General features: G+C 72.2%; 16 protein-coding genes. 10 read left to right on the top strand and 6 right to left on the bottom strand.

Going from position 1 to position 21,405, the window contains the following annotated elements; translation table 11 throughout:
• Window positions 1-302: 302 nt before the first annotated feature.
• The 3 genes from ACIQK6_RS37785 to ACIQK6_RS37775 all read right to left on the bottom strand — a co-directional run bounded on the left by ACIQK6_RS37785 (window position 303) and on the right by ACIQK6_RS37775 (window position 3,096).
• Window positions 303-1,313, bottom strand: coding sequence for a quinone oxidoreductase (locus ACIQK6_RS37785; RefSeq protein ID WP_329107841.1), 1,011 nt, complete (start codon window positions 1,311-1,313; stop codon window positions 303-305).
• Window positions 1,314-1,653: 340 nt separating this feature from the next.
• Window positions 1,654-2,517, bottom strand: a complete 864-nt coding sequence (locus ACIQK6_RS37780) for a trypsin-like serine peptidase (protein ID WP_402696962.1) — start codon at window positions 2,515-2,517, stop codon at window positions 1,654-1,656.
• 84 nt (window positions 2,518-2,601) lie between these two features.
• A complete protein-coding gene (locus tag ACIQK6_RS37775) occupies window positions 2,602-3,096 on the bottom strand; it encodes a GNAT family N-acetyltransferase (protein ID WP_402696960.1) in 495 nt (164 codons plus the stop codon).
• 313 nt (window positions 3,097-3,409) lie between these two features.
• Between ACIQK6_RS37775 and ACIQK6_RS37770 the strand changes: the two genes are divergently transcribed.
• Window positions 3,410-4,648, top strand: coding sequence for an MFS transporter (locus ACIQK6_RS37770; protein WP_402696958.1), 1,239 nt, complete (start codon window positions 3,410-3,412; stop codon window positions 4,646-4,648).
• Window positions 4,649-4,700: 52 nt separating this feature from the next.
• Here the strand turns inward: ACIQK6_RS37770 and ACIQK6_RS37765 are convergent, their stop codons facing one another.
• Window positions 4,701-5,927, bottom strand: a complete 1,227-nt coding sequence (locus tag ACIQK6_RS37765) for an amidohydrolase family protein (RefSeq protein ID WP_329100939.1) — start codon at window positions 5,925-5,927, stop codon at window positions 4,701-4,703.
• A gap of 131 nt (window positions 5,928-6,058) precedes the next feature.
• On the opposite strand from ACIQK6_RS37765, the gene ACIQK6_RS37760 reads away from it, so the two are divergent.
• The 3 genes from ACIQK6_RS37760 to ACIQK6_RS37750 all read left to right on the top strand — a co-directional run bounded on the left by ACIQK6_RS37760 (window position 6,059) and on the right by ACIQK6_RS37750 (window position 10,452).
• Window positions 6,059-9,214, top strand: coding sequence for a BTAD domain-containing putative transcriptional regulator (locus ACIQK6_RS37760; protein WP_329100938.1), 3,156 nt, complete (start codon window positions 6,059-6,061; stop codon window positions 9,212-9,214).
• A gap of 178 nt (window positions 9,215-9,392) precedes the next feature.
• Window positions 9,393-9,593, top strand: coding sequence for a hypothetical protein (locus tag ACIQK6_RS37755; RefSeq protein WP_329100936.1), 201 nt, complete (start codon window positions 9,393-9,395; stop codon window positions 9,591-9,593).
• Window positions 9,594-9,708: 115 nt separating this feature from the next.
• Window positions 9,709-10,452 (top strand): class I SAM-dependent methyltransferase, encoded by a 744-nt coding sequence (locus tag ACIQK6_RS37750; protein WP_329100934.1) that lies wholly within the window; start codon window positions 9,709-9,711, stop codon window positions 10,450-10,452.
• A 50-nt stretch (window positions 10,453-10,502) separates the two neighbouring features.
• On the opposite strand, the gene ACIQK6_RS37745 is transcribed toward ACIQK6_RS37750, so the two are convergent.
• Complete coding sequence (locus ACIQK6_RS37745; protein ID WP_402696955.1) at window positions 10,503-12,185, bottom strand: FadD3 family acyl-CoA ligase; 1,683 nt, start codon at window positions 12,183-12,185, stop codon at window positions 10,503-10,505.
• A 94-nt stretch (window positions 12,186-12,279) separates the two neighbouring features.
• Between ACIQK6_RS37745 and ACIQK6_RS37740 the strand changes: the two genes are divergently transcribed.
• From ACIQK6_RS37740 to ACIQK6_RS37715, 6 genes are all read left to right on the top strand, one after another.
• The gene (locus ACIQK6_RS37740) at window positions 12,280-13,431 is read left to right on the top strand and encodes a lipid-transfer protein (protein WP_329100930.1); all 1,152 of its coding nucleotides are present in this window, start codon (window positions 12,280-12,282) and stop codon (window positions 13,429-13,431) included.
• A gap of 3 nt (window positions 13,432-13,434) precedes the next feature.
• The gene (locus ACIQK6_RS37735; protein WP_329100927.1) at window positions 13,435-13,902 is read left to right on the top strand and encodes an OB-fold domain-containing protein; all 468 of its coding nucleotides are present in this window, start codon (window positions 13,435-13,437) and stop codon (window positions 13,900-13,902) included.
• Window positions 13,899-14,675, top strand: coding sequence for an enoyl-CoA hydratase/isomerase family protein (locus ACIQK6_RS37730; protein ID WP_402696952.1), 777 nt, complete (start codon window positions 13,899-13,901; stop codon window positions 14,673-14,675). The genes ACIQK6_RS37735 and ACIQK6_RS37730 overlap by 4 nt, the downstream gene beginning before the upstream one ends.
• 205 nt (window positions 14,676-14,880) lie before the next feature.
• Window positions 14,881-15,339 carry a hypothetical protein gene (locus ACIQK6_RS37725; protein WP_329100924.1) on the top strand — a complete coding sequence of 153 codons (459 nt, stop codon included), beginning with the start codon at window positions 14,881-14,883 and terminating at the stop codon, window positions 15,337-15,339.
• 193 nt (window positions 15,340-15,532) lie between these two features.
• Entirely contained in the window at window positions 15,533-20,407 is a 4,875-nt protein-coding gene (locus ACIQK6_RS37720; RefSeq protein ID WP_402696950.1) for an RHS repeat-associated core domain-containing protein, read from the top strand.
• Window positions 20,408-20,416: 9 nt separating this feature from the next.
• Window positions 20,417-20,788, top strand: coding sequence for a DUF6193 family natural product biosynthesis protein (locus ACIQK6_RS37715; protein ID WP_402696948.1), 372 nt, complete (start codon window positions 20,417-20,419; stop codon window positions 20,786-20,788).
• Window positions 20,789-20,902: 114 nt separating this feature from the next.
• On the opposite strand, the gene ACIQK6_RS37710 is transcribed toward ACIQK6_RS37715, so the two are convergent.
• A complete protein-coding gene (locus ACIQK6_RS37710) occupies window positions 20,903-21,400 on the bottom strand; it encodes a peptidylprolyl isomerase (protein ID WP_329100916.1) in 498 nt (165 codons plus the stop codon).
• Window positions 21,401-21,405 lie beyond the last annotated feature (5 nt).

The raw sequence follows: 21,405 nt of genomic DNA, 5'->3' as shown, positions 1-21,405 counted from the left end.
CGAACCATTCCCCTTGCACCACGAGAACGAGTCTGGCCCCACCGCTGACGCGGCGGGGCCAGAACCCAACATCTTCATCAGTTTCCTAGGCCGTCCCTTCCGGGAGGTCGTGGACGGGTGAGCCAGGTCTCGACTGAGGGATCTTGGAGATCTTGAAGGGGTGTGACCCCGATGGACCAGGAACCCGCCAGAGCTTGATCTCGGCCTGCTGAGTGCCTGACGCTGTCGGGGATCTTGGGGATGACGGTCGGCCATGCCCTCGACATCTCAGTCTCCGTGATCCCCGACAGCGTCACCCGCGATCAGCTCTGCGTCTCCTCGCGGCGTCCAATAGCGGCCGCATCGGGTACGACGAGCAGCTTGCCGGTGGTACGCCGAGCCTCCAGATCGCTGTGGGCCCGGGCGGCCTCGGACAATGCGTAGCGGCCCGTTACGGTGACCTCGAGCGCCTTGGAGCGCACCCACTCGAACACATCGGCGGCCCGTCGGAGCAGTTCGGACCGATCGGCGATGAAGTCCCCGAGGCTGGGCCGGATCAGGGTCAGCGAACCGCCGTGGGCGAGCCGAATCGGATCGAACGGCGGCACGGCACCACTTGCCGCGCCGAAGAGCACGAGATGGCCGCGGGTTCGCAGGCTGGCGAGGCTCGCATCGAAGGTGTGCGCGCCGACGCCATCGAAGACGACCGGCAGTCCCTGGCCGCCGTTGAGCCGCCTCACCTCGGCTGCGAGATCGTCGACTGCGGAGGAAAGGATCACCTCGGCGGCCCCGGCACGCTTCGCCAGCTCGGCCTTGGCCGAGGTCGACGTCGTGCCGATCACCCTGCCGCCGAGATGGGTGATGAGCTGGGTCAAAAGCAGCCCCATGCCACCAGCAGCCGCATGCACGAGCACGGTGTCGCCCCCCTGAACCGGGTAGGCGTCCTTGACGAGATAGTGCGCGGTCATGCCTTGGAGGAGCACGGCGGCGGCCGTCTCGAAGCCGATGTCGTCGGGCAGCGGCACCAACCGGGAGGAGTCCACGACGGCCCGCTCGGCATACGTACCGGGAGTCTCCACCCAACCGACCCGGTCCCCGACTGCGACGTCAGCGACGCCGGGTCCCACTTCGACGACCGTGCCGGCGCCCTCAGTGCCCGGGGTGAAGGGCAGCGGGAGGATGTACCGGCCCTCGCGGTGGTAGACGTCGAGGAAGTTGACCCCGGATGCGGCGACCTCCACGACCGCCTCGCCCGGACCCGGCCGCGGCTGGTCCACCTCGGCCTCCTGCAGCACCTCGGGACCGCCCACTTCGTACACCTGAATCGCTCGCATGACCCTCCAATTAACGGCTCGTCCACCACCAACCCCGTTGCTGGCGAACCGATTCCCGGCCAGCAGACCAGCCCGCCGCTTCCGCACCGCCGTACGGCCACCCGCCATCACCGGCGCAGCCTCCGGCAGCTCCACCGCCCACGCCGCCTCCTCCCGCGTCGGCGCGAAGAACAGCTGCAGCTCATGCGCTCGCCGGGCCCTTGCGCCCCGGGGGATTTCCCCTGGGGCGCCCGTCGCCCGTCGCCCGTCGCCCTGCGCCTCGGCGGGCGGCGAGCGGCGACCGTCCCGGCCTGCCGGGGGCGCGGGGGCGGATCCTGGAGGCATGCCGGGACGGCGGCCCTCAGTGCTTCGCGGCGGGCGCCTTACCCGTGGCCTTGGCGTAGAGCGAGGCCGCGTACTCGCCGAGGACCGTGCTGGTCGACACGTCGTCCGTGTCCCCGCCCGTGAGGATGCCGATGATCTTCCCGTCGCCGGCGATCCACGCGCTGCCGCTGGTGCCGCCGGGGAAGTCGGCGCAGTCGAAGCGCTGTTGGGTCGCGCTTTCGCGGACGGCCACCGACTTGCACGTACGGGGGACCTTGCGGTCGGCGGGGTAACCGGTCACGGTGACCTCCTCGCCCGCACGGCCGCTGGTGTCGAGGACGGCCGCGCCGGTCACGTCCTCGATGGTGCGGCCCTTGGCGTCCGGGGCGAGGCGGGCGAATGCGAGGTCGTAGTCGTCGTCCGTGCCCTCGGCCCAGCGGTCGTCCTCGAAGACCTGCTCGATCTTCCACGTGCCGTACGGGGCGACCCCGTTGGCGTACGCGGGCGCGAAGACGGCGCTTCCGCCGCTCTGGTCCCCTTCGAGCAGGCAGTGCCCGGCAGTGATGATCAGGTTCCGGCCGGGGCTGCTCACCACGGTGGCGGTGCAGAAGTGATCACTGTCCAGGCCGTTGGTGAACAGGGCCCCGGTGAAGGCGGCGGGCCCTCCGGGCGGCGGGGTGACGGCCGGCGGCAGGGTGGTACCGGGGGGTGCGGACAGCTGCGGCTTCGCCACTTGCGATCGCGATGACGGTCCCGTCGGCGAGGCGCTCGGCGCCGCCTTCGCCCGTACCTGAGGAACTCCCTCCGGTGGCGGCGAGAGCTTGGCCACCGCAGCGGACGCCCCGAGGGCCGCCACCGCGCACAGCACCGCCGTCACGACGGTCCGCTTGTCCACCGGCATGATCATCCTCCCGCTTTGCCCTGGCGAAGCATGCCCCGGCGGCAGGGTCGGGTGCAAGGCCGCGGACGGCCCCCGGCCCGAGCCTCACACGGTTTGGACCTGCAGGTCACACACGAAGCGCAGGCCCGGACGGCCGTCCAGATCGACATCGCCGGAGACCACGAATCCCGTACGGGCCAACACCGCGCGCGAGCCGGTGTTGTCGAGCGTCGTGACCGCCCGCAGCTCGGCCAGTCCGTACTCCGCGACGGCGAGCCCACATGCTTCCCGGACCGCGGCCGTGGCCAGGCCCCGGCCCGCGGCACGCTCGGCGATCCGGTATCCGAGCTCGGCCGAACCGGCTGCCACGTCAACGAGGTTGACCCGTCCCACCACCTCGCCCCCGTCGCCCACCAGGACGTGGAAGAAGCACAGCCCGGCGGCCTGCTCGGCCATCAGCGCGGCGTGCCGCTCGTCGAAGGCGGCGAAGTAGCGGTCGCCCCGGTCCGGGACCGACGCGGCGAAGTAGGACCGGTTCTCCCGCTCGAACGCGAGTAGTGCCGGGGCGTGGTCGAAGCGGAGCAACTGGAGTCGGGTCACGGCCAGATGGTAGGGGCTGTCCCCCACGGCCCCACGGCCCCACGGCCCCACGGCCCCCACGGGCCCTTACGGACGCCGGACCGGGCGCTCGCGCAGCCGCTGTCGGGCCGCGATGCCGAGCGTGATCCCCCAGAACAGGAAGAGCCCGTACCAGAACAGCCCCCAGACGGCCTGCGGGTGGGTGTCCGACCCGGTGCCCGAGCGGGTCCGGCCCGCGCACGACCCTCTCCACCCCGCGCGGGGGAACCCCCGGTGCGACGCATAGGTCGTCTGCCCGATCCCCGGCCCCCGCCTTAGAACACAGGCTGGGCCGGTGATCGAACGAGGTGTGGGGAAGGTCCTGCGGGACCGCAACGCGCGGCTCTACCTGTCCGGGGTGGTGGTCTCGGGGTTCGGTACGAGCGCCATGTGGCTGGTCGCCGGGGTCTGGGTGAAGTCACTGACCGGGTCGGACGCCCTCGCGGCGCTGACCGCGTTCGCCCTGTGGGCGCCGGTCCTGGCCGGACCGGCCCTGGGGGCGCTCGCCGACCGGCTGCCCCGGCGGCCGCTGCTGGTCGCCCTCGGCCTCGTGATGGCCGCGCTGCTGCCCGTACTGACCCTGCTGGACTCGGCGGACCGGGTGTGGCTGCTGTTCGCGGTCCTGCTCGTGTACGGGGTCTGCGGCACCGTGCACGGGGCGGCGGAGGCGGCCCTGGTTCCGCAGGCCGTCGGCCACCGGCTCCTCGGGGACTTCAACGGACTGCGGCTGACCGCCGCCGAGGGCACGAAGCTGCTCGCACCGCTGGTGGGCGCGGGCCTGTTCGCCCGCTTCGGCGGGGCGTCGGTGGCCCTGCTCGACGCGGTGACCTTCGCGCTGGCGGCGGGGATCTTCGCCCTGCTGCGGGTGGCCGGGGAGCCGCCGGAACGGGAGCGGATCCGGGGCGGGCCGGGAGGATTCGCGCAGGTGCTGGAGGGCGGGCGGCAACTGCGGGAGGCGCCCGCGGCGCGCACGCTGGTGGCGGTCGGCGCCGCCGTGATGTTCCTGGCCGGGCTGAACGGCGCGGCGATCTACGCGGTCGCCGGGGACGTGCTGGGGCACGCGCCCACCTACGTGGGGGTGCTGTACGCGGTGCAGGGCGCGGGTTCGGTCCTGAGCGGGCTCCTGGCGGGCCCGCTGCTGCGGTGCGTGCCGGAGCGGATGTTCACGGCCGTCGGAGTGACCCTGTTCGCCCTCGGCGCCGGGGTCCGGGCGCTGCCGTACGAAGCGGTGGCCCTGGCGGGCAGCGCGGCCATCGGCGCCGGGCTGCCGTGCGTGTTGGTCGCGGCGCTGACGGCGGTGCAGCGCGAGGTCCCGAACGCCGCACTGGGCCGGGCCGCGGCCACGGCCAACACCCTGATCTTCGTACCGAACGCGCTGGCCCTGGCGCTGGGCTCCGCCCTGGTGGCCTTCGTGGACGTGCGCGTGCTGCTGCCGGTGTTGACGGTGGCGGGGCTGGCGGTGGCCCTGGCGCTCGCGGCCGGGGCCGGCACGCGGGCCGTCGCCGGGGCCGGCACGCGGGCGGGGCACGGGTGACCGTAGGGCGTGGCCGGCGAAGGGGGCCGGGCCACGCCCTACGACCGCGGGATCACGCCCCCGGGCCCGGCCACAGGCCGTCGGGCGTGAGTCCGAGCAGGTCGATCGCGTTGCCGCGCACGATGCGGTCCACCACGTCCGGTGCGAGGTGGCCCATCTGCGCCTCGCCCACCTCGCGGGACTTGGGCCAGGTGGAGTCGGAGTGGGGGTAGTCCGTCTCGTAGAGGACGTTGGCGACGCCGATCGAGTCGAGGTTCTTCAGTCCGAAGGCGTCGTCGAAGAAGCAGCCGAAGACGTGCTCGGCGAAGAGCTCCGACGGCGGGCGCAGCACCTTGTCGGCGACCCCGCCCCAGCCGCGGTTCTCCTCCCAGACCACGTTCGCCCGCTCGAGGATGTACGGGATCCAGCCGATCTGGCCCTCCGCGTACATGATCTTCAGGTTGGGGAAGCGTTCGAACTTGCCGCTCATCAGCCAGTCGACCATCGAGAAGCAGCAGTTGGCGAAGGTGATGGTGGAGCCGACCGCGGGCGGTGCGTCGGCCGAGGTGGAGGGCATGCGGGAGGAGGACCCGATGTGCATGGCGATGACCGTGCCGGTCTCGTTGCACGCCTCCAGGAAGGGGTCCCACTCGTCCGTGTGGATGGAGGGGAGGCCCAGGTGCGGGGGTATCTCGGAGAAGGCCACTGCGCGCACTCCGCGCGCGGCGTTGCGGCGGACCTCGGCGGCGGCCAGTCGGGCGTCCCAGAGCGGGACCAGGGTGAGGGGGACGAGACGGCCGCGCGCTTCGGGGCCGCACCACTCCTCCACCATCCAGTCGTTGTAGGCCCGGACCCCGAGGAGTCCCAGCTCACGGTCCTTGGCCTCGGTGAAGGTCTGGCCGCAGAAGCGGGGGAAGGTCGGGAAGCAGAGGGCCGACTGGACGTGGTTGACGTCCATGTCCGCGAGCCGGTCGGGAACCGAGAAGGACCCCGGGCGCATCTGCTCGTAGGTGATGACTTCCAGTTTGATCTCGTCGCGGTCGTACCCGACAGCCGTGTCGAGGCGGGTGAGCGGCCGGTGCAGGTCTTCGTACACCCACCAGTCGCCGATGGGGCCCTCGTCGCCCTTGGCCCCCATGACGGGGGCGAACTTGCCGCCGAGGAAGGTCATTTCCTTCAACGGGGCGCGGACGACGCGGGGACCGATGTCGCGGTACTTGGACGGGAGCCGGTCCCGCCAGACGTGGGGGGGCTCAACCGTGTGGTCGTCCACCGAGATGATCTTCGGGAAGGTCTCCATGACCCCTACGGTAGCGCTGATCTGACGAACCGTCAGCTAGTTGACCAGTGATCGCTCGGACACGGGCTGACGTGTGCGCGCGAGACAAGGCAGACTGACCCTTACACCGACGGAAGGCAGGGGGACGACAGATGGACGGCGTACCGGCCATCCCGAGCCCGCGGAAACATCCCGAGGCCCGTACGGCTGCCGTCGTACCCGAATCCGGTCCGGGGGCGACCCCCGCACGACGTGCGACCCCCGCGCCCGGCACCACTGCGCCCCGAACGGGTCCAAAACGATCCGCGCCCACGGGGTCCGCGGGGCCAACCGAGCCCACCGCATCCGCCCGGTCCGCCGAGCCCGCCGCAGGCGAGACGGCAGGCGAGACGGCGGGTCCGGGCGAGTCCCGCTTCGCCGTCCTCGGCCCCGTCCGGGCCTGGCGGGGCGCCGAGATCCTGCCCTCCGGCACCCCCCAGCAGCGCGCCCTGCTCGCCGTGCTCCTGCTGCGCGACGGCCGCACCGCCACCGCACCCGAACTCATCGACGCCATCTGGGGCGAGGAGCCGCCGCAGCAGGCCCTCGCCACCATCCGCACGTACGCCTCCCGCCTGCGCAAGGTCGTCGCCCCCGGCCTCCTCGTCACCGAGTCCGGCGGCTACGCCATCCGGCTGCGCTCCACCGCCACCCTCGACCTCGGCGTCGCCCGTAGCCTCGCCGCCGACGCCGAAGCGGCCCGGGCCGCCGGTGACCGCTCGCTCGCCCGTACGCTCCTGACCCGCGCCCTCGACCTTTGGGAGGGCGAGCCCCTCGCGGGCGTCCCCGGCCCGCACGCCGAGACCGAGCGCATCCGGCTCGTCGAATGGCGCCTCCAGCTGCTGGAGACCCGCCTCGACCTCGATCTGGAGGTCGGCCACCACGCCGACGCCGTCTCCGAGCTCACCGCCCTCACCGCCGCCCACCCGCTGCGCGAACGCCTGCGCGAGCTGCTGATGCTCGCCCTCTACCGCAGCGGCCGGCAGGCCGAGGCCCTCGCCGTCTACGCCGACACCCGGCGCCTGCTCGCCGACGAACTCGGCGTCGACCCGCGCCCCGAACTGGCCGCGCTCCAGCAGCGTATCCTCAACGCCGACGCTGATCTCGCCCGCGCGGAGGACCCCGCCCCGGCCGCCGCGACCGTTCACGTGAGGCCCGCCCAATTGCCTGCCACCGTTCCCGACTTCACGGGCCGCGCCAGCTTCGTCGCCGAGCTCGGCGCGATCCTCGGCGGCGGCGCCCAGGACCAGGTCATGGCCGTCTCCGCGCTCGCGGGCATCGGCGGCGTCGGCAAGACCACCCTCGCCGTCCACGTGGCCCACGCCGCCCGCCCGCACTTCCCCGACGGCCAGCTCTACGTCGACCTCCAGGGCACCGAGGCCCGCCCCGCCGAGCCGGAGGCCGTGCTCGGCTCCTTCCTGCGCGCCCTCGGCACGCCCGACACGGCCATCCCCGACTCCGCCGCCGACCGGGCGGCGCTCTACCGCTCCATCCTCGACGGCCGCCGCGTGCTGGTCCTCCTCGACAACGCCCGCGACGCCGCCCAGGTCCGCCCGCTGCTCCCGGGCACCGCCGGCTGCGCCGCCCTCGTCACCAGCCGGGTCCGCATGGCGGGCCTCGCCGGGGCCCATCTCGTCGACCTCGACGTGATGAGCCCCGAGGAGGCCCTCCAGCTCTTCACCCGCATCGTCGGCGAGGAGCGCGTGCGCGCCGAACGCCAGGCCGCCCTCGACGTCGTGGGCGCCTGCGGTTTCCTGCCGCTCGCCATCCGCATCGCCGCCTCCCGGCTCGCCGCCCGCCGCACCTGGACCGTCTCCGTCCTGGCCGCCAAGCTCGCCGACGAGCGCCGCCGCCTCGACGAGCTCCAGACCGGCGACCTCGCCGTCAAGGCCACCTTCGAGCTCGGCTACGGCCAGCTGGAGCCCGCCCAGCAGCGCGCCTTCCGCCTCCTCGGCCTCGCCGACGGCCCCGACATCTCCCTCTCGGCGGCGGCCGCCGTGCTCGATCTGCCCGAGTACGACACCGAGGACCTGCTGGAGGCTTTAGTCGACTGCTCCCTCCTCGAATCCGCCGCCCCCGGCCGCTACCGCTTCCACGACCTCGTACGCCTCTACGCGCGTGCCTGCGCCGAGCGCGACGAACAGCCTCCGAGCGGGCGCGAGGCGGCCCTGGACCGGCTGCTGGACTTCTACCTGGCCACCGCCTCCGGGGTCTACGCCCTGGAACGCCCCGGCGACCGACTGCCCGCGCACCTGTCCGACACCCACTACCCCGGGCTGGTCTTCGCCGAACCGCGCGCCGCCCTGGACTGGCTGTACGCCGAGGCCGACCCGCTGCTGGCGTGCGTACGGCAGGCCTCCGTACGGGGCGGTGAGTCGCTGGTCCTGCGCCGGGCCGTGGACCTGCTGTGGGCGGCGAAGGACCTCGCCGAGTCCGGGGCCAACTCCCGGCAGTACGAGTCGGCCGCGGTCGCCCTGCGCGACGCCGGCCAGGCGGCGAAGGAGCCGTACGCCGAGGGCCGCGCCCGCACCACCCTCACCAACGTCCACCTGGTGGCGGGCCGCTTCGCCGAGGCCGACGACGAGGCCGCCCGGGCCACCGTGCTCGCGCGCGAGGCCGGCGACCCGCTGCCCATGTGCTGGGCCCCCAACGACCGCGGGATCATCGCCCTCTACGAGGGGCGGCACGCGGACGGCGAGCGCTACCTGCTGCAGGCCATCGAGTGCTTCCGCGCCGACGGCAACAACGTCGGCGAGGCCAGCGCCCTGTGCAACCTCTCCCGCATCCACGTGGAACTGGGACGTCTGCCCAGCGCCATAGACCTGGCCCAGCAGGGCATCGCCATCTACGACCGGATGGGCCTGAGCCTGCGCCTGGCCAACGGCCGCTACGCGCTGGGCATCGCCCTCACCCAGGCGGGTCGGCTCGGCGAGGCCCTGGCGCAGCTCGCCGAGGCGCTGTCGCTGTTCCACGAGAACCGCCAGCCCCTGTGGGAGGGCGTGACGCACTTCCGGCTCGCCGAGGCCCACCTGGCGGCGCGCCGACCCACGCTGGCCGCCTCGCACGCCGAGCAGGCCATCGCGCTGCGCGGGATCGGCGGGGAGTGGCGCCGGGCGACGGTCCTGACGGTGCTCGGCAAGGCGCTGCGGCGGCTGGGGCAGCGGGACCGCGCGCGGGCCTGCTGGCGGGACGCGGAGGCCGTGTTCACGCAACTGCGGTCAACCGAACTGGGCGAGGTACAGGCCCTGTTGGCCTCGGAGATCGCTGCCTGAGCTGCGGGGACGCAAGTTGAACGAGGCGTTCATCGTTCGTTTATCGCCGTCCGACACGATGAGTGCATCGACCCGGTGCCTCGGGGGAGCATCCGGGTCGGTTGGTGGACTACCCGTTCGGCGGTCATCGGGGGAATCGCCGAACGGGCCCAGCCCTAACCATCCTTCAGGAGAATCGATGACGACGAACGAGAACCTCAAGCCGCTCGACAACCACGCCTCGGGCGTCGAGATCGAGACCCTGGAAAACCACGCTTCCGGCATCGAGATCAAGCCGCTGGAAAAGACGGCGGACCCGGCTGCGGTTCCGGTCGCACCGCCGGTCGCGGGCGAGGAGATCCTGACGCTGGACAACCACGCGTCCGGTCCGCGCCCGTAACACTCGCAAGACGTACGGGGGAGCAACGGGGGAACGGCGGTCGCGGTGGCCCGGAGGGGGAGCCACCGCGACCGCCGTACACGTATGTGCGGGGGCAGCGGCATAGGCTGGGGGTGTGTTCTCCTCCCACGGGCCGAGCGTCCGCGAACTGGCAGTGCAGGGCCTCTCCTCGGTCGAGCGGGGCTACGACCTCCTCGCGCCGAAGTTCGACCACACCCCCTTCCGCACCCCCGACCGGATGCTCGACGCGGTCGAGGAGACCCTCGCCCAGTACGAGGGCGGCTTCGGCGCCGGTCTGGACGTGTGCTGCGGCACGGGCGCCGGGATCGACATGCTGAGCCGGCTGTGCCGCGGCCGGATCACCGGGGTGGACCTCAGCGCGGGCATGCTCGCGGAGGCCGGGCGCCGGTACGCCGCGGGCGCGGACGCCGACGCCGATCGCGTGGACTTCGTACGGGCCGATGCGCGGGCCCTGCCTTCCGCCCTCGCGAACACCTACGACCTGGCGGTCAGCTTCGGCGCCTTCGGCCACTTCCTCCCGTCGGAGCGCCCCGCGCTCTTCTCCGGGGTCCACGCCGCCCTGCGCGGGGGCGGCGTCTTCGCCTTCCCGATCGGCGCCCCGCTGCCGCTCGGCTCCCGGGTGTGGTGGGCGACGACGGGCTTCGACGCGGCGATGCGGGTCCGCAACGCGGTGTGGCGTCCCCCGTTCGTCATGTACTACCGCACCTTCCCCCTGGGCCCGGTCCGCGAGGACCTCCGGGCGGCGGGCTTCACGGTGGAAACGGTCCCCCTGGCCCACTTCGGCCACCGCCCGGACGGCACCCCCCACTGGCGCCTGGTCCTGGCCCGCCGCGGCTGACCCGCCCGCGCCGACGTATCGATCTGGGCGGCCTCGTCCCCTGAACCGGCTCAGCCGGTGCGGAGGGCGCGTTTGAGGATCTTGCCGCTCGCGTTGCGCGGGAGCTCCGTCACGAACTCCACCGCGCGCGGGACCTTGTAGTTGGCCATCTCGCGGCGGGACCAGGCGATCAGGTCGTCCGCGGTGAGGGTGGAGCCGGGGCGACGGACCGCGTAGGCCTTGCCGACCTCGCCGAGGCGCGGGTCCGGGATGCCGATCACCGCGACGTCCGCGATGTCCGGGTGGAGGCCGAGCAGTTGCTCGATCTCGGCGGGGTAGGCGTTGAACCCGCCGACGATGAACATGTCCTTGATCCGGTCGGTGATGCGCAGGTTGCCGGCCTCGTCCACGTACCCCACGTCGCCGGTGTGCAGCCAGCCCTCGGGGGTGATGGTCCGGGTGGTTTCCTCGGGGTCCTCGAAGTAGCCCTGCATGACGTGGTAGCCGCGGACCACGATCTCGCCCACGTGCCCGGCCGGCTGCGGCCGCCCGTCGGTGTCCAGGATCCTCACCTCCGTGTCGGGGATGGCCCGGCCGGAGGTGGCGGAGACGGTCTCCGCCGGGTCGCCGCGGCGGCACATGGTGACGATGCCGCTGGCCTCGGAGAGCCCGTACGCCGTGAGGACGGTGGCGATGCGCAGTTCGCCGCTCAGCCGTTCGACGAGCCGCAGCGGGACCACGGCGGCGCCGGTGACGACCAGGCGCAGGGCGGAGAGGTCGTGGCGGTCGCGCTGGGGGTGGTCGAGGATCGACTGGTGGAGGGTGGGCGGCCCGGGGAGTACGGAGATCCGCTCGGCGGCGACGTTCGCGAGGACGGTGTCCACGTTGAAGACGGGCTGCGGGACCATCGTGGCCCCGCGCATCAGGCAGGCGATGATCCCGGCCTTGTAGCCGAAGGTGTGGAAGAAGGGGTTCACGATCAGGTAGCGGTCGCCCTCGCGCAGTCCGGCGAGCTCGCTCCACACGTCGTAGCAGCGCAGGGACTGGGCGTGGGTGATGACCGCGCCCTTGGGGCTGCCGGTGGTGCCGGAGGTGAAGATGATGTCGGAGGGCGACTCGGGGCGGATGGATTCGGCGCGCTCGCGGACCGCCGCGGCCGGTACGCCGTCCCCGCCCACCAGGAACTCCTTCCAGGTGCGGAAGGAGTCGGGGGCGTCGTCGGCCAGGACCACGACCTGTTCCAGGTGCGGGAGTCCGGGCAGCGGGCCGGTGCCGGGGCCCTCGGCCGCGGCGCGGCGCAGGGAGGCGACGTAGGAGGTGCCGAGGAAGGTGCCGGTGACGAAGAGCAGCCGGGCCCGGCTGCGCTCCAGGACGTACGCGGCCTCCCCGCCCTTGAAACGGGTGTTGAGGGGGACGAGCACCGCGCCGGCCGAGACGGCGCCGAGTGCGGAAACGATCCACTCCAGGGTGTTGGGGGCCCAGACGGCGACCCGGTCGCCGGGCTCGGTCCCGGCGGCGAGGCAGGCCGCGGCGGCGCGCTCGACGCGCTCGCCGAGCTGCGCGTAACTGATCCGGGTGCGTCCGTCGACGACGGCCTCGCGGTCGGCGTACCGGGCCGCCGCCGTCCGGACGAGCTGCGCGATGCTGCCCCAGCGCAGATCCCCGCGGACGTCCTCGCGCTCGCCCTCGCGCCCGTCGCCGCGCACGCCTTCGCGCACGCCTTCGCGCCCGTCGCCGCGCCCGTCGTCACCCATGCGTGCCACCTTCCCGCAGACCCAGTAGCTGACTATCCGTCAGATTAGCTGTAGCCTTCGCGGCTGTCAGTACTGGCGCACCCCGGAGGTGGCGATGGCGGCAACGCTCAAGGACGCGACGGCGATAGTCGGCATCGGGCAGACCGCCTTTGCCAAACGTCTCCCGCAGTCCGAGAAGGAGTTGGCCTGCCGGGCCATCCTCGCGGCCCTCGCCGACGCCGGCATCGACCCGTCCGAGGTCGACGCCTTCGCCTCCTACACCATGGAAGAGACCGACGAGGTCGAGGTCGCCAAGGCCATCGGCGCCGGCGACGTCACCTTCTTCTCCAAGATCGGCTACGGCGGGGGCGGCTCCTGCGCCACCGTCGGCCACCTCGCCTCCGCCGTCGCCACCGGCCAGGCCACCGTCGGCGTCGCCTGGCGCTCCCGCAAGCGCGGCTCGGGCCCCCGCCCCTGGAAGAACACCGCCGTCCAGCTACCCACCCCCGGCCAGTGGACCCGCCCCTTCGGCCTGCTGCGCCCCGCCGACGAGATCGGCATGCTCGCCCGCCGCTACATGCACGAGTACGGCGCCACCCGCGACCACCTCTTCAACGTCGCCATGGCCTGCCGCAACCGGGCCAACGCCAATCCGGCCGCGATGATGTACGAACGCCCGCTGACCCGCGAGATGTACATGACCTCCCGCATGATCAGCGACCCGCTCTGCCTCTTCGACAACTGCCTGGAGACCGACGGGGCGCTGGCCTGCGTGATCGTCTCCGCCGAACGCGCCCGCGACTGCCGCCAGAAACCCGTCTACGTGCACTCCGTCGCCCAGGGCCTGCCCGCCCAGCACCACGGCATGGTCAACTACTGGAACGACGACCCGCTGTCCGGCCCCGCCTGGACCGCCGCCCGCCACCTGTGGAAGCAGGCCGACTTCGGGCCCCAGGACGTGGACGTTGCCCAGATCTACGACGCCTTCACCCCGCTGATCCCGCTCTCCCTGGAGGGCTACGGCTTCTGCGGCCGCGGCGAGGGCGCCGCCTTCACCGAGGGCGGCGCCCTGGAGACGGGCGGCCGGCTCCCCATCAACACCGGGGGCGGCGGCCTGTCCGAGGCGTACGTGCACGGCTTCAACCTGATCAACGAGGGCGTCAAGCAACTGCGGGGCGTCTCCACCGCGCAGGTGCCCGACGCCGCGACCTGCCTGGTGACGGCGGGCGAAGGCGTCCCGACGTCCGCGATCCTGCTGAGGAGCTGACCGATGACCACCGCGTCCGAAGCCGCCGCCGAGGCCGCGGCCGAACTGCTGCTGCCGGTCCCCGACGAGGACGGCGCCCCCTTCTGGGAGTACGCCGCGCGGGGCGAGCTGCGCGTCCAGGCCTGCGCCGCCTGTGGCCGGCTGCGCTTCCCGCCCCGCCCCTGCTGCCCGCACTGCCGGTCCTTCGACGGCGAGTGGCGCCGGATGAGCGGCCGCGGCCGCATCTGGTCCTACGTCCGGCCGTACCCGCCGCTGCTGCCCGCCTACGCCGCGCAGGCCCCGTACAACGTGATCCTCGTGGAGCTCGCCGACGCCCCGCACATCCGGCTCGCCGGGAACCTGGTGACCTCGGCCGACGCGCCGCTCGACTCGGTGGACCCGGCCCGGCTGCGGATCGGCGCCCGGGTGCACGTGGTCTTCACCGAGACGGGCGGCATGGCCGTGCCCCGCTGGGTCCTGGAGAAGTCATGACCGTGCGGGTGGAACGGGACAGGGCGACCGGCGTCGCCGTCGTCACCCTGGACCGGGAGCACCGGCACAACGCCGTCGACCTGGCCACGGCGGCCGAACTGGGCGAGGTGTGGCGGGAGTTCCGCTTCGCCGAAGAGGTGCGGGCGATCGTACTCACCGGCGCCGGGGCGACCGCCTTCTGCACCGGCATCGACCGCGGCGTCGACGTGCCCCAGCCCGCCTCCCCCTACTCGACCGACGACCCGCTGATCGCCATCGGCCCCAAGGCGGGCGACCTCTGGAAGCCGGTCGTCGCCGCCGTCAACGGCATGGCCTGCGGCGGGGCCTTCTACCTGCTGGGCGAGGCGGAGTTCCTGATCGCCTCCGAGACCGCCACCTTCTTCGACCCGCACACCACCTACGGAATGGTCAGCGCCTACGAGGCCGTCTACATGGCGCAGCGGATGCCCTTCGGCGAGGCGGCCCGAATGTCCCTGATGGGCACGGCCGAGCGGCTCTCCGCGCGCCGGGCCCACGAGATCGGACTGGTCTCGGAACTGACCGCGCCCGACGAACTGCTCCCGGCGGCCCTCCGGGCGGCACAGACCCTGGCCGGCTTCCCCACGGAGGCCGTGCAGGGCACCGTACGGGCCCTGTGGTCGGCGAAGCAGGCCGCGCTCCAGCAGGCGCTGACGCACGCTCCGGCGCTGATCGCGCTGGGGAACCTGGCGCCGGAACGGCAGGCGGAGCTGTTCGCCTCGCGGCGGCCCGGCACGGAGTTCCGGCTGCGCTGACGGGCCGCACCTCAGGCAGGCCGGTCCGCGTTCGAGGTGGACCTGACCGTGGTGAGCGGCGGAGTACCGCCGACGCACGCACGGCGCGGCCACCGGACCCCCGTGGCCCACCCCCGTGGCCCCCCCCTGTGGCGGACCCGAGGTGCGGGTCGCAGGGGCCCGGCGTAGGGTCGGCACCGAGACCCCCTACCTCGAAGGGCCGGGCATGCTCCGCAACGCACTCGGCTCCCTGATGGGTCTCGTCGGAGCGGCGGCCGCCGTCTGGAGCCCCTTCCGTGCCTGGTACGACGGCCGTCTCGGACGCGACTACCGCGTCCAGGAGCTCTTCACCTCCACCGGAATCACCGACCACGGGTCCACCCTGGCGGCCTCGATCCTGCTCCCGTACCTCTTCGCCGCCGTCCTCACCCTGTGCGCCGTCCTGCTCCGCTCGCGCCTGCTGATGGCCCTGGCCGGGATCGTCGTGCTCGGCTTCACCGTCCTGTGGACGGTCCGCCAGGGACAGGCGGCCGGCAGCCTCTCCATCGGCGGCACCACCCGGGCCCTCGGCGACGGCCTCGCGAACGCCTACGGCGCGGGCGCCCTGATCCTCCTGGGCGCAGTGGTCATGCGCGGCCGCCCCGGCCGACCCGCCCGCCCCCTCCCCCCGACGACGCCCGCCTAGGGCCTGTCGTCGACAGCGGCTCGGCCATCACCGCAGATCGCCCGAGCGAACGAGCACAGGGAATCCGGACCGGCCCCAAATGCTCCGCATTGCCCCCAACTGGCGCCCCCGCCAGGCGGTGTTGTCGCACTGCCGTGCAAGGATGATTCGCAGAAGCGTCGGGGAATTCCAATGAGCACGGGGGTGCGGGAGCATGTCTGTCACGGTGCCGGACTGGGCGGACACCCTGCTGGATCTGATCGGTGTGGCCTGGCCGAACGTGGACGAGGACGCCTACCGGGACATGGCGGACTCGCTCCGCGAGTTCGCCGAGGACCTGCTGGACGACGGCCAGCTCGCGAACAACCACGTCGAACGCCTGCTCTCCGCGAGCAAGGGCGAGTCGATCGAGGCCCTCAACAAGCACTGGAACACCGTAAAGACCAAGCACTTCAAGGACCTCGCGTCCGCGGCCCGCACCATCGCCGGGGCCATGGACCTGGCCGCCGACGCCGTGGTCGCCATGAAGTCCGCCGCCCTGGTGCAGCTCGGCTACCTGGCCGCCGAAGCGGGCATCGCGCTCTCCCTCATACCCGTCACCGGCGGCCTGTCGATGCTGATCGGGGCCGGTGCCATGCGCGCCACCCAGGAAGTCATCAAGCGCCTCATCAAGGAGTGCATGGAGGAGGCCGTCGGCTACATCGTCTCGGCCATGACCGAGCCGGCCGTCGCCGCCCTGGAAGGCATGGCCGCCGACCTCGTCGTCCAACTCGGCTCCATGGCACTCGGCTTCCAGGACGGCGTGGACCTCGACCAGGCCAAGGACGCAGGCAAGGACGGCTTCAAGGAAGGCGTCCAGTCCGGCAAGGAATCCCTCCACCTCGCCTCCGCGGGCGGTGGCGGCGGTGGCGGCGGTGGCGGTACCGGCCTGGTCGACCTGCACATCGAGCACTCCGAGCACGACCGTGCCGGGACCAGCCTCAACACGGTCAGCACCGGCATCCACGGCAAGACCAGCTCGAAGCTGACCAAGGCCAAGTCACACCACGGCCGCACCCGAGGGCGCGACTCCATAGCCCAGGCCATCGACCCCGTCGCGGACAAGGCCCTGGCAGCCCTCACCAAAGCCACCAAGGCCATGGGCGACCACGTGGGAACGACCCTCCCCAAAGCCGTCAAGCAGATCTCCACCGACCACAAGAAGAACGACCAGGCCCTCCACGACGACTTCAACCGGCTGAAGGGCAAGGGCTCCGGCGACGGCAGGGCCGGGGACCACAAGTACGCCAAGGGCGACGCCGCAGGCGGCAAGGACGCGAGCAGCCGCACGAAGCCCGACTCCTTGGGCAAGGCCAAGGACGAGCCCCGCCGCAACGGCATCTCGCTGGACAAGAAGCGGTGCGAGAACGATCCGATCGATGTCGTCACCGGCGAGATGACGCTGCCGCAGACGGACCTCGCACTGCCCGGCACCCTCCCGCTCGTCCTCAAGCGCACGCACCTGTCCGAATACCGCTACGGCCAGTGGTTCGGCCGCAGCTGGGCCTCCACCCTCGACGAGCGGCTGGAGGACGACCCGCTCGGCGGCGGCCTGATCTGGGCCCGCGAAGACGGCTCCCTCCTCGTCTACCCCCGGCTCCCACAGGCGGGCGGCGACCCGGTCCTGCCGCTCGAGGGCCCGCGGCTCGCCCTCGCCCACGACGGCCAGCACGACGGCGAGACGACCTACACGGTCACCGACACCCGGTCCGGGCTGACGAAGTCCTTCACCGGAAGCCCGTACCGCACCTCCGCGGCGTACTGGCTGACGACGATCGAGGACCGCAACGACAACGTCATCTCCTTCGCCCGCGCCGGCGACGGAGCCCCCACCACCGTCTCCCACAGCGGCGGCTACACCGTCCGGCTCGCCACGGACGACCAGCGGGTCACCGCCATGGACCTGCGCACCGGTGACGGGCCCGTCACCGTCATGACGTACGGCTACGACGAGTCCGGCAACCTGGCCGCCGTCGCCAACTCCTCCGGACTGGCCCAGCGTCTGACCTACGACGAGGACGCCCGCGTCACGTCCTGGACCGACCGCAACGACTCCACCTTCCGCTACGTCTACGACACCACCGGCCGGGTCGTACGCACCATCGGCCCCGACGGCTTCCTCTCCTCCACCTTCGCGTACGACACCGCATCCGGGACCACCCGGTACACCGACTCCACCGGTGCAGCCACCGTCTTCCGGTTCAACGACCACCTCCAGGTCATCGCCGAGACCAACCCGCTCGGCCACACCGTCCGTCGGCTCTGGGACCCGTACGACCGCCTGCTCGCCCAGACCGATCCGCTCGGCCGGACCACGACCTACACCTACGACGGACGTGGCGACCTCGTACGCATCGACCACCCGGACGGCAGCACGGCCACGGTCGAGTACAACGACCGGCACCAGCTGACCTCCGTCACCGGCCCCGACGGCTCGACGTCGCACCAGGAGTACGACGACCGCGGGAACCCGACCCTCTTCACCCGCCCGAACGGCACGGCGACCCGGCTCACCCACAATGCGTCGGGCCACCTGACCGGCATGGACGATTCCGGCGGCACGTCGGACCGCCTGCTCTGCGATGCCGCCGGCCTCCCCCTGGCCGTCCGGGGTCCGCTGGGCACGGTCACCCGCTACGAGCGGGACGCCTTCGGCCGCCCGATCCTGATCTCCGGGCCGGACGGCCGCACCACACGGCTGGAGTGGACGGTCGAGGGCGAACTGGCCCGGCGCACCGACCCCGACGGCTCCACCCGGTCCTGGACGTACGACGGCGAGGGAAACTGCCTGACCCACGTCGACGCCGTGGGCGGCGAGTCCCGCTTCGAGTACACCCACTTCGACCTGGTCACGGCCCGCACCACACCGGACGGAGCTCGCCACTCCTTCGCGTACGACACCGAACTGCGCCTCACCCAGGTCACCGACCCGGCCGGCTCGTCGTGGAGCTACACGCACGACGCAGCCGGACGCCTCACGTCCGAAACGGACTTCGACGGCCGCGTCCTGCGCTACACCCACGACGCGAACGGACAGTTGGCCAGCCGCACCAACGGCTGCGGTCAGATGGTCCGGTACGAACGCGACGCCGTCGGCCGGGTGGTGACCAAGGACGCCGAGGGCGCACTCACCCACTTCGCCTACGCCGCGTCCGGCCGCTTGGCCCGGGCAGCGGGCCCGGATGCCGAGATCCTGTTCACACGGGACGACTCGGGGCGGGTCGTGCGCGAGCTGTGCAACGGCCGAGAGCTCAGCCACACCCACGACGAGGCCGGCCGCCGCGTCGGTCGCACCACGCCGAGCGGGGCGGTCAGCTCCTGGACCTTCCCCGCCGACCACAGCGCGCTGCTCAACGCCTCGGGCCGCCAGGTGACCTTCGAGTTCGACGGGACGGGACGCGAGACCACGCGCCGCATCGGCGAAACGCTCACCATCGACCATGCGTACGACGACCAGGGGCGCCTCACCGACCAACGCGTCCGGGTCGCCGGCGACCGGACCGTCCAGCACCGCGTCTACGGCTACCGCCCGGACGGCCATCTGACCTCGGTCGACGACCACCTCGCCGGCCGACGCCGGTTCGATCTGACCCGCGAGGGCCGGATCACGGGTGTGACCGCCGCGAACTGGAGCGAGCGGTACGCCTACGACGAGTCCGGCAACCAGACCGAGGCCTCCTGGCCTGCGGACGACAGCGCTGCAGGGCCCCGCACCTACGTGGGCACCCGCCTCACCGGGGCGGGCTCGGTCCGCTACGAACACGACGCGCAGGGGCGGGTGGTCCTGCGGCAGAAGCGCCGCCTCTCGCGCAAACCAGACACCTGGCGCTACGGCTGGGACGCGGAGGACCGCCTCGTCTCGGTCACCACGCCGGACGGCACCCGCTGGCGGTACCTGTACGACGCGCTGGGCCGCCGCGTCGCGAAGCAGCGCCTGGCGCCGGACGGGGCGTCGGTCACCGACGAAGTGACCTTCACCTGGGACGGCGACACCCTCATCGAGCAGGTGACCCGCACCCACGGCTCCCGAGAGGCCGTCGCGCTGACGTGGGACCACGACGGCGTGAAGCCGGTCACCCAGGTGGAACGCCGCCTCCTCGACCAGGCGGAGATCGACAGCCGCTTCTTCGCCATCGCCACGGATCTGATCGGAACCCCTCGCGAGCTCGTCGACGAGCAGGGCGAGGTGGCCTGGCACACTCGCGCCACGCTCTGGGGCGTCACCACCTGGAACCGCGACGCGACGGCCTACACCCCCCTCCGCTTTCCGGGCCAGTACTTCGACCCGGAGTCCCAACTCCACTACAACCGCCACCGCCACTACGACCCGGCTTCCGGCCGGTACGTCTCCCCGGACCCCCTCGGTCTGACCCCGGCACCCAACGCGTTCGCGTACGTCGACAACCCAACGACGTGGATCGACCCGCTGGGCCTGGCGATGTGCCCGCACAGCAAGAACAAGGAGAACCGGCACAGCGTGGTCCTGGGCGCGAACGTCGCCCCGCACGACCAGTCCGACAGTCTCGCCAGGTACCTGCGGAACGACCCGAACGACCCGGATTACCACGACCCGGCCAGACCGCGGGATCCGGGCGCCCACACCTACAACGGTTCCGCCTACTCGGGGCAGGAGGCAGGCGGTCCGGTATGGATGACCAACGTCATGAGCGCCGTCAACGATCGGGGCACGACGTTGTCGATCACCCTTGACGGCATGCCGAACAGCTCCGGCCAGGTGGGCAACTGGAACACGCCCGAGGACATCGTGGACGCGTTCCAGACGGCGGCCAAGCACGGCGCACAATTCAACAGCCGGCACGAAGACAACTACCCGGGCCGCGGCGACGGAACGGCTTGGGAGATGAGCCAGGTCGCTCTCGCCGTCACGCAGCACGACGGCGCAGCCGCCTGGGGCGATGCCGACCACGAACGCCCCGGACGCCCTTGGGAGGAGATCCACTGGTACTCCGAGAACCAGCGGATCCACGTACCCAAACCGGATATCCCGGAGATCACCCCGGACCTGTCGCTGCTACACAAGAAGAAGTGATGTCACCGCATGACGAACGATGAAGCCCCGCCGACCGCAGCGGAGATCGTGGCGACCGCATGGCGGACCGTCCTCGCCTACGGCCCTGACCGGGTCGATCCCGCCGTGCCGCGGGCCGCACACAGCCATGCGGCACTGCGGGAACTGTTCCCCGCCGTCAGCCACGGCGTGCTGTACCTCAGCCGTTGCATCCAGTTCCCGTGGACCCGGGACATCGGTACCGCCTTCCCGCAGGCCAGCGGCGGCTACCGCGTGCGCCGGCAGTCCGACAACACGCTGCTCGGCGTGACGGAGACGGCAGAGGAGGCCTACCACCTGATCGCCGCGCGCCTCCCCGAGGACTGCGGCCCGGCGATCGACGGCACCGCGAACGACCTGTGACGTCCGCCCAACGCACGGCACGCGGTGCGGTGCGGCGGGCCCGGCCCGGAAACGGCGGCGGCCCCGGCCCCCGGGAGGGGGCGGGGCCGACCGGCCGGTGGGGCGGGGTGGGGATCAGGCGGCGTCGACGACGCCGGAGGCCGAGATCTCGACCTTGCCCTTGGGGGCGCCGGACTGGGAGCCCAGGGCCTCGATCTGATCCACGAGCTCCTGGCCCTCGACGACCTCGCCGAAGACGACGTGCTTGCCGTCGAGCCACGAGGTGACGACGGTGGTGATGAAGAACTGCGAGCCGTTGGTGTTGCGGCCGGCGTTCGCCATCGACAGCAGGTACGGGCGGTCGTGCTTCAGCTGGAAGTTCTCGTCCTCGAACTTCTCGCCGTAGATGGACTTGCCGCCGGTGCCGTTGTGGTTGGTGAAGTCACCGCCCTGCAGCATGAACTGGGGGATGACGCGGTGGAAGCCCGAGCCGGCGTAGCCGTAGCCGTTCTGGCCGGTGGCCAGCTCACGGAAGTTGCGCGCCGTCTTCGGGACGACCTCGTCGAAGAGGCTGAAGACGATGCGGCCGGCAGGGGCGCCGTTGATGGTGATGTCGAAGTAGACGTTGCTCATGGGGT

Origin of the sequence: Streptomyces sp. NPDC091682 (assembly GCF_044756625.1) — a bacterium.
Classification (GTDB): Bacteria; Actinomycetota; Actinomycetes; order Streptomycetales; family Streptomycetaceae; genus Streptomyces.
This window is presented reverse-complemented; position numbering and strand designations above follow the sequence as displayed.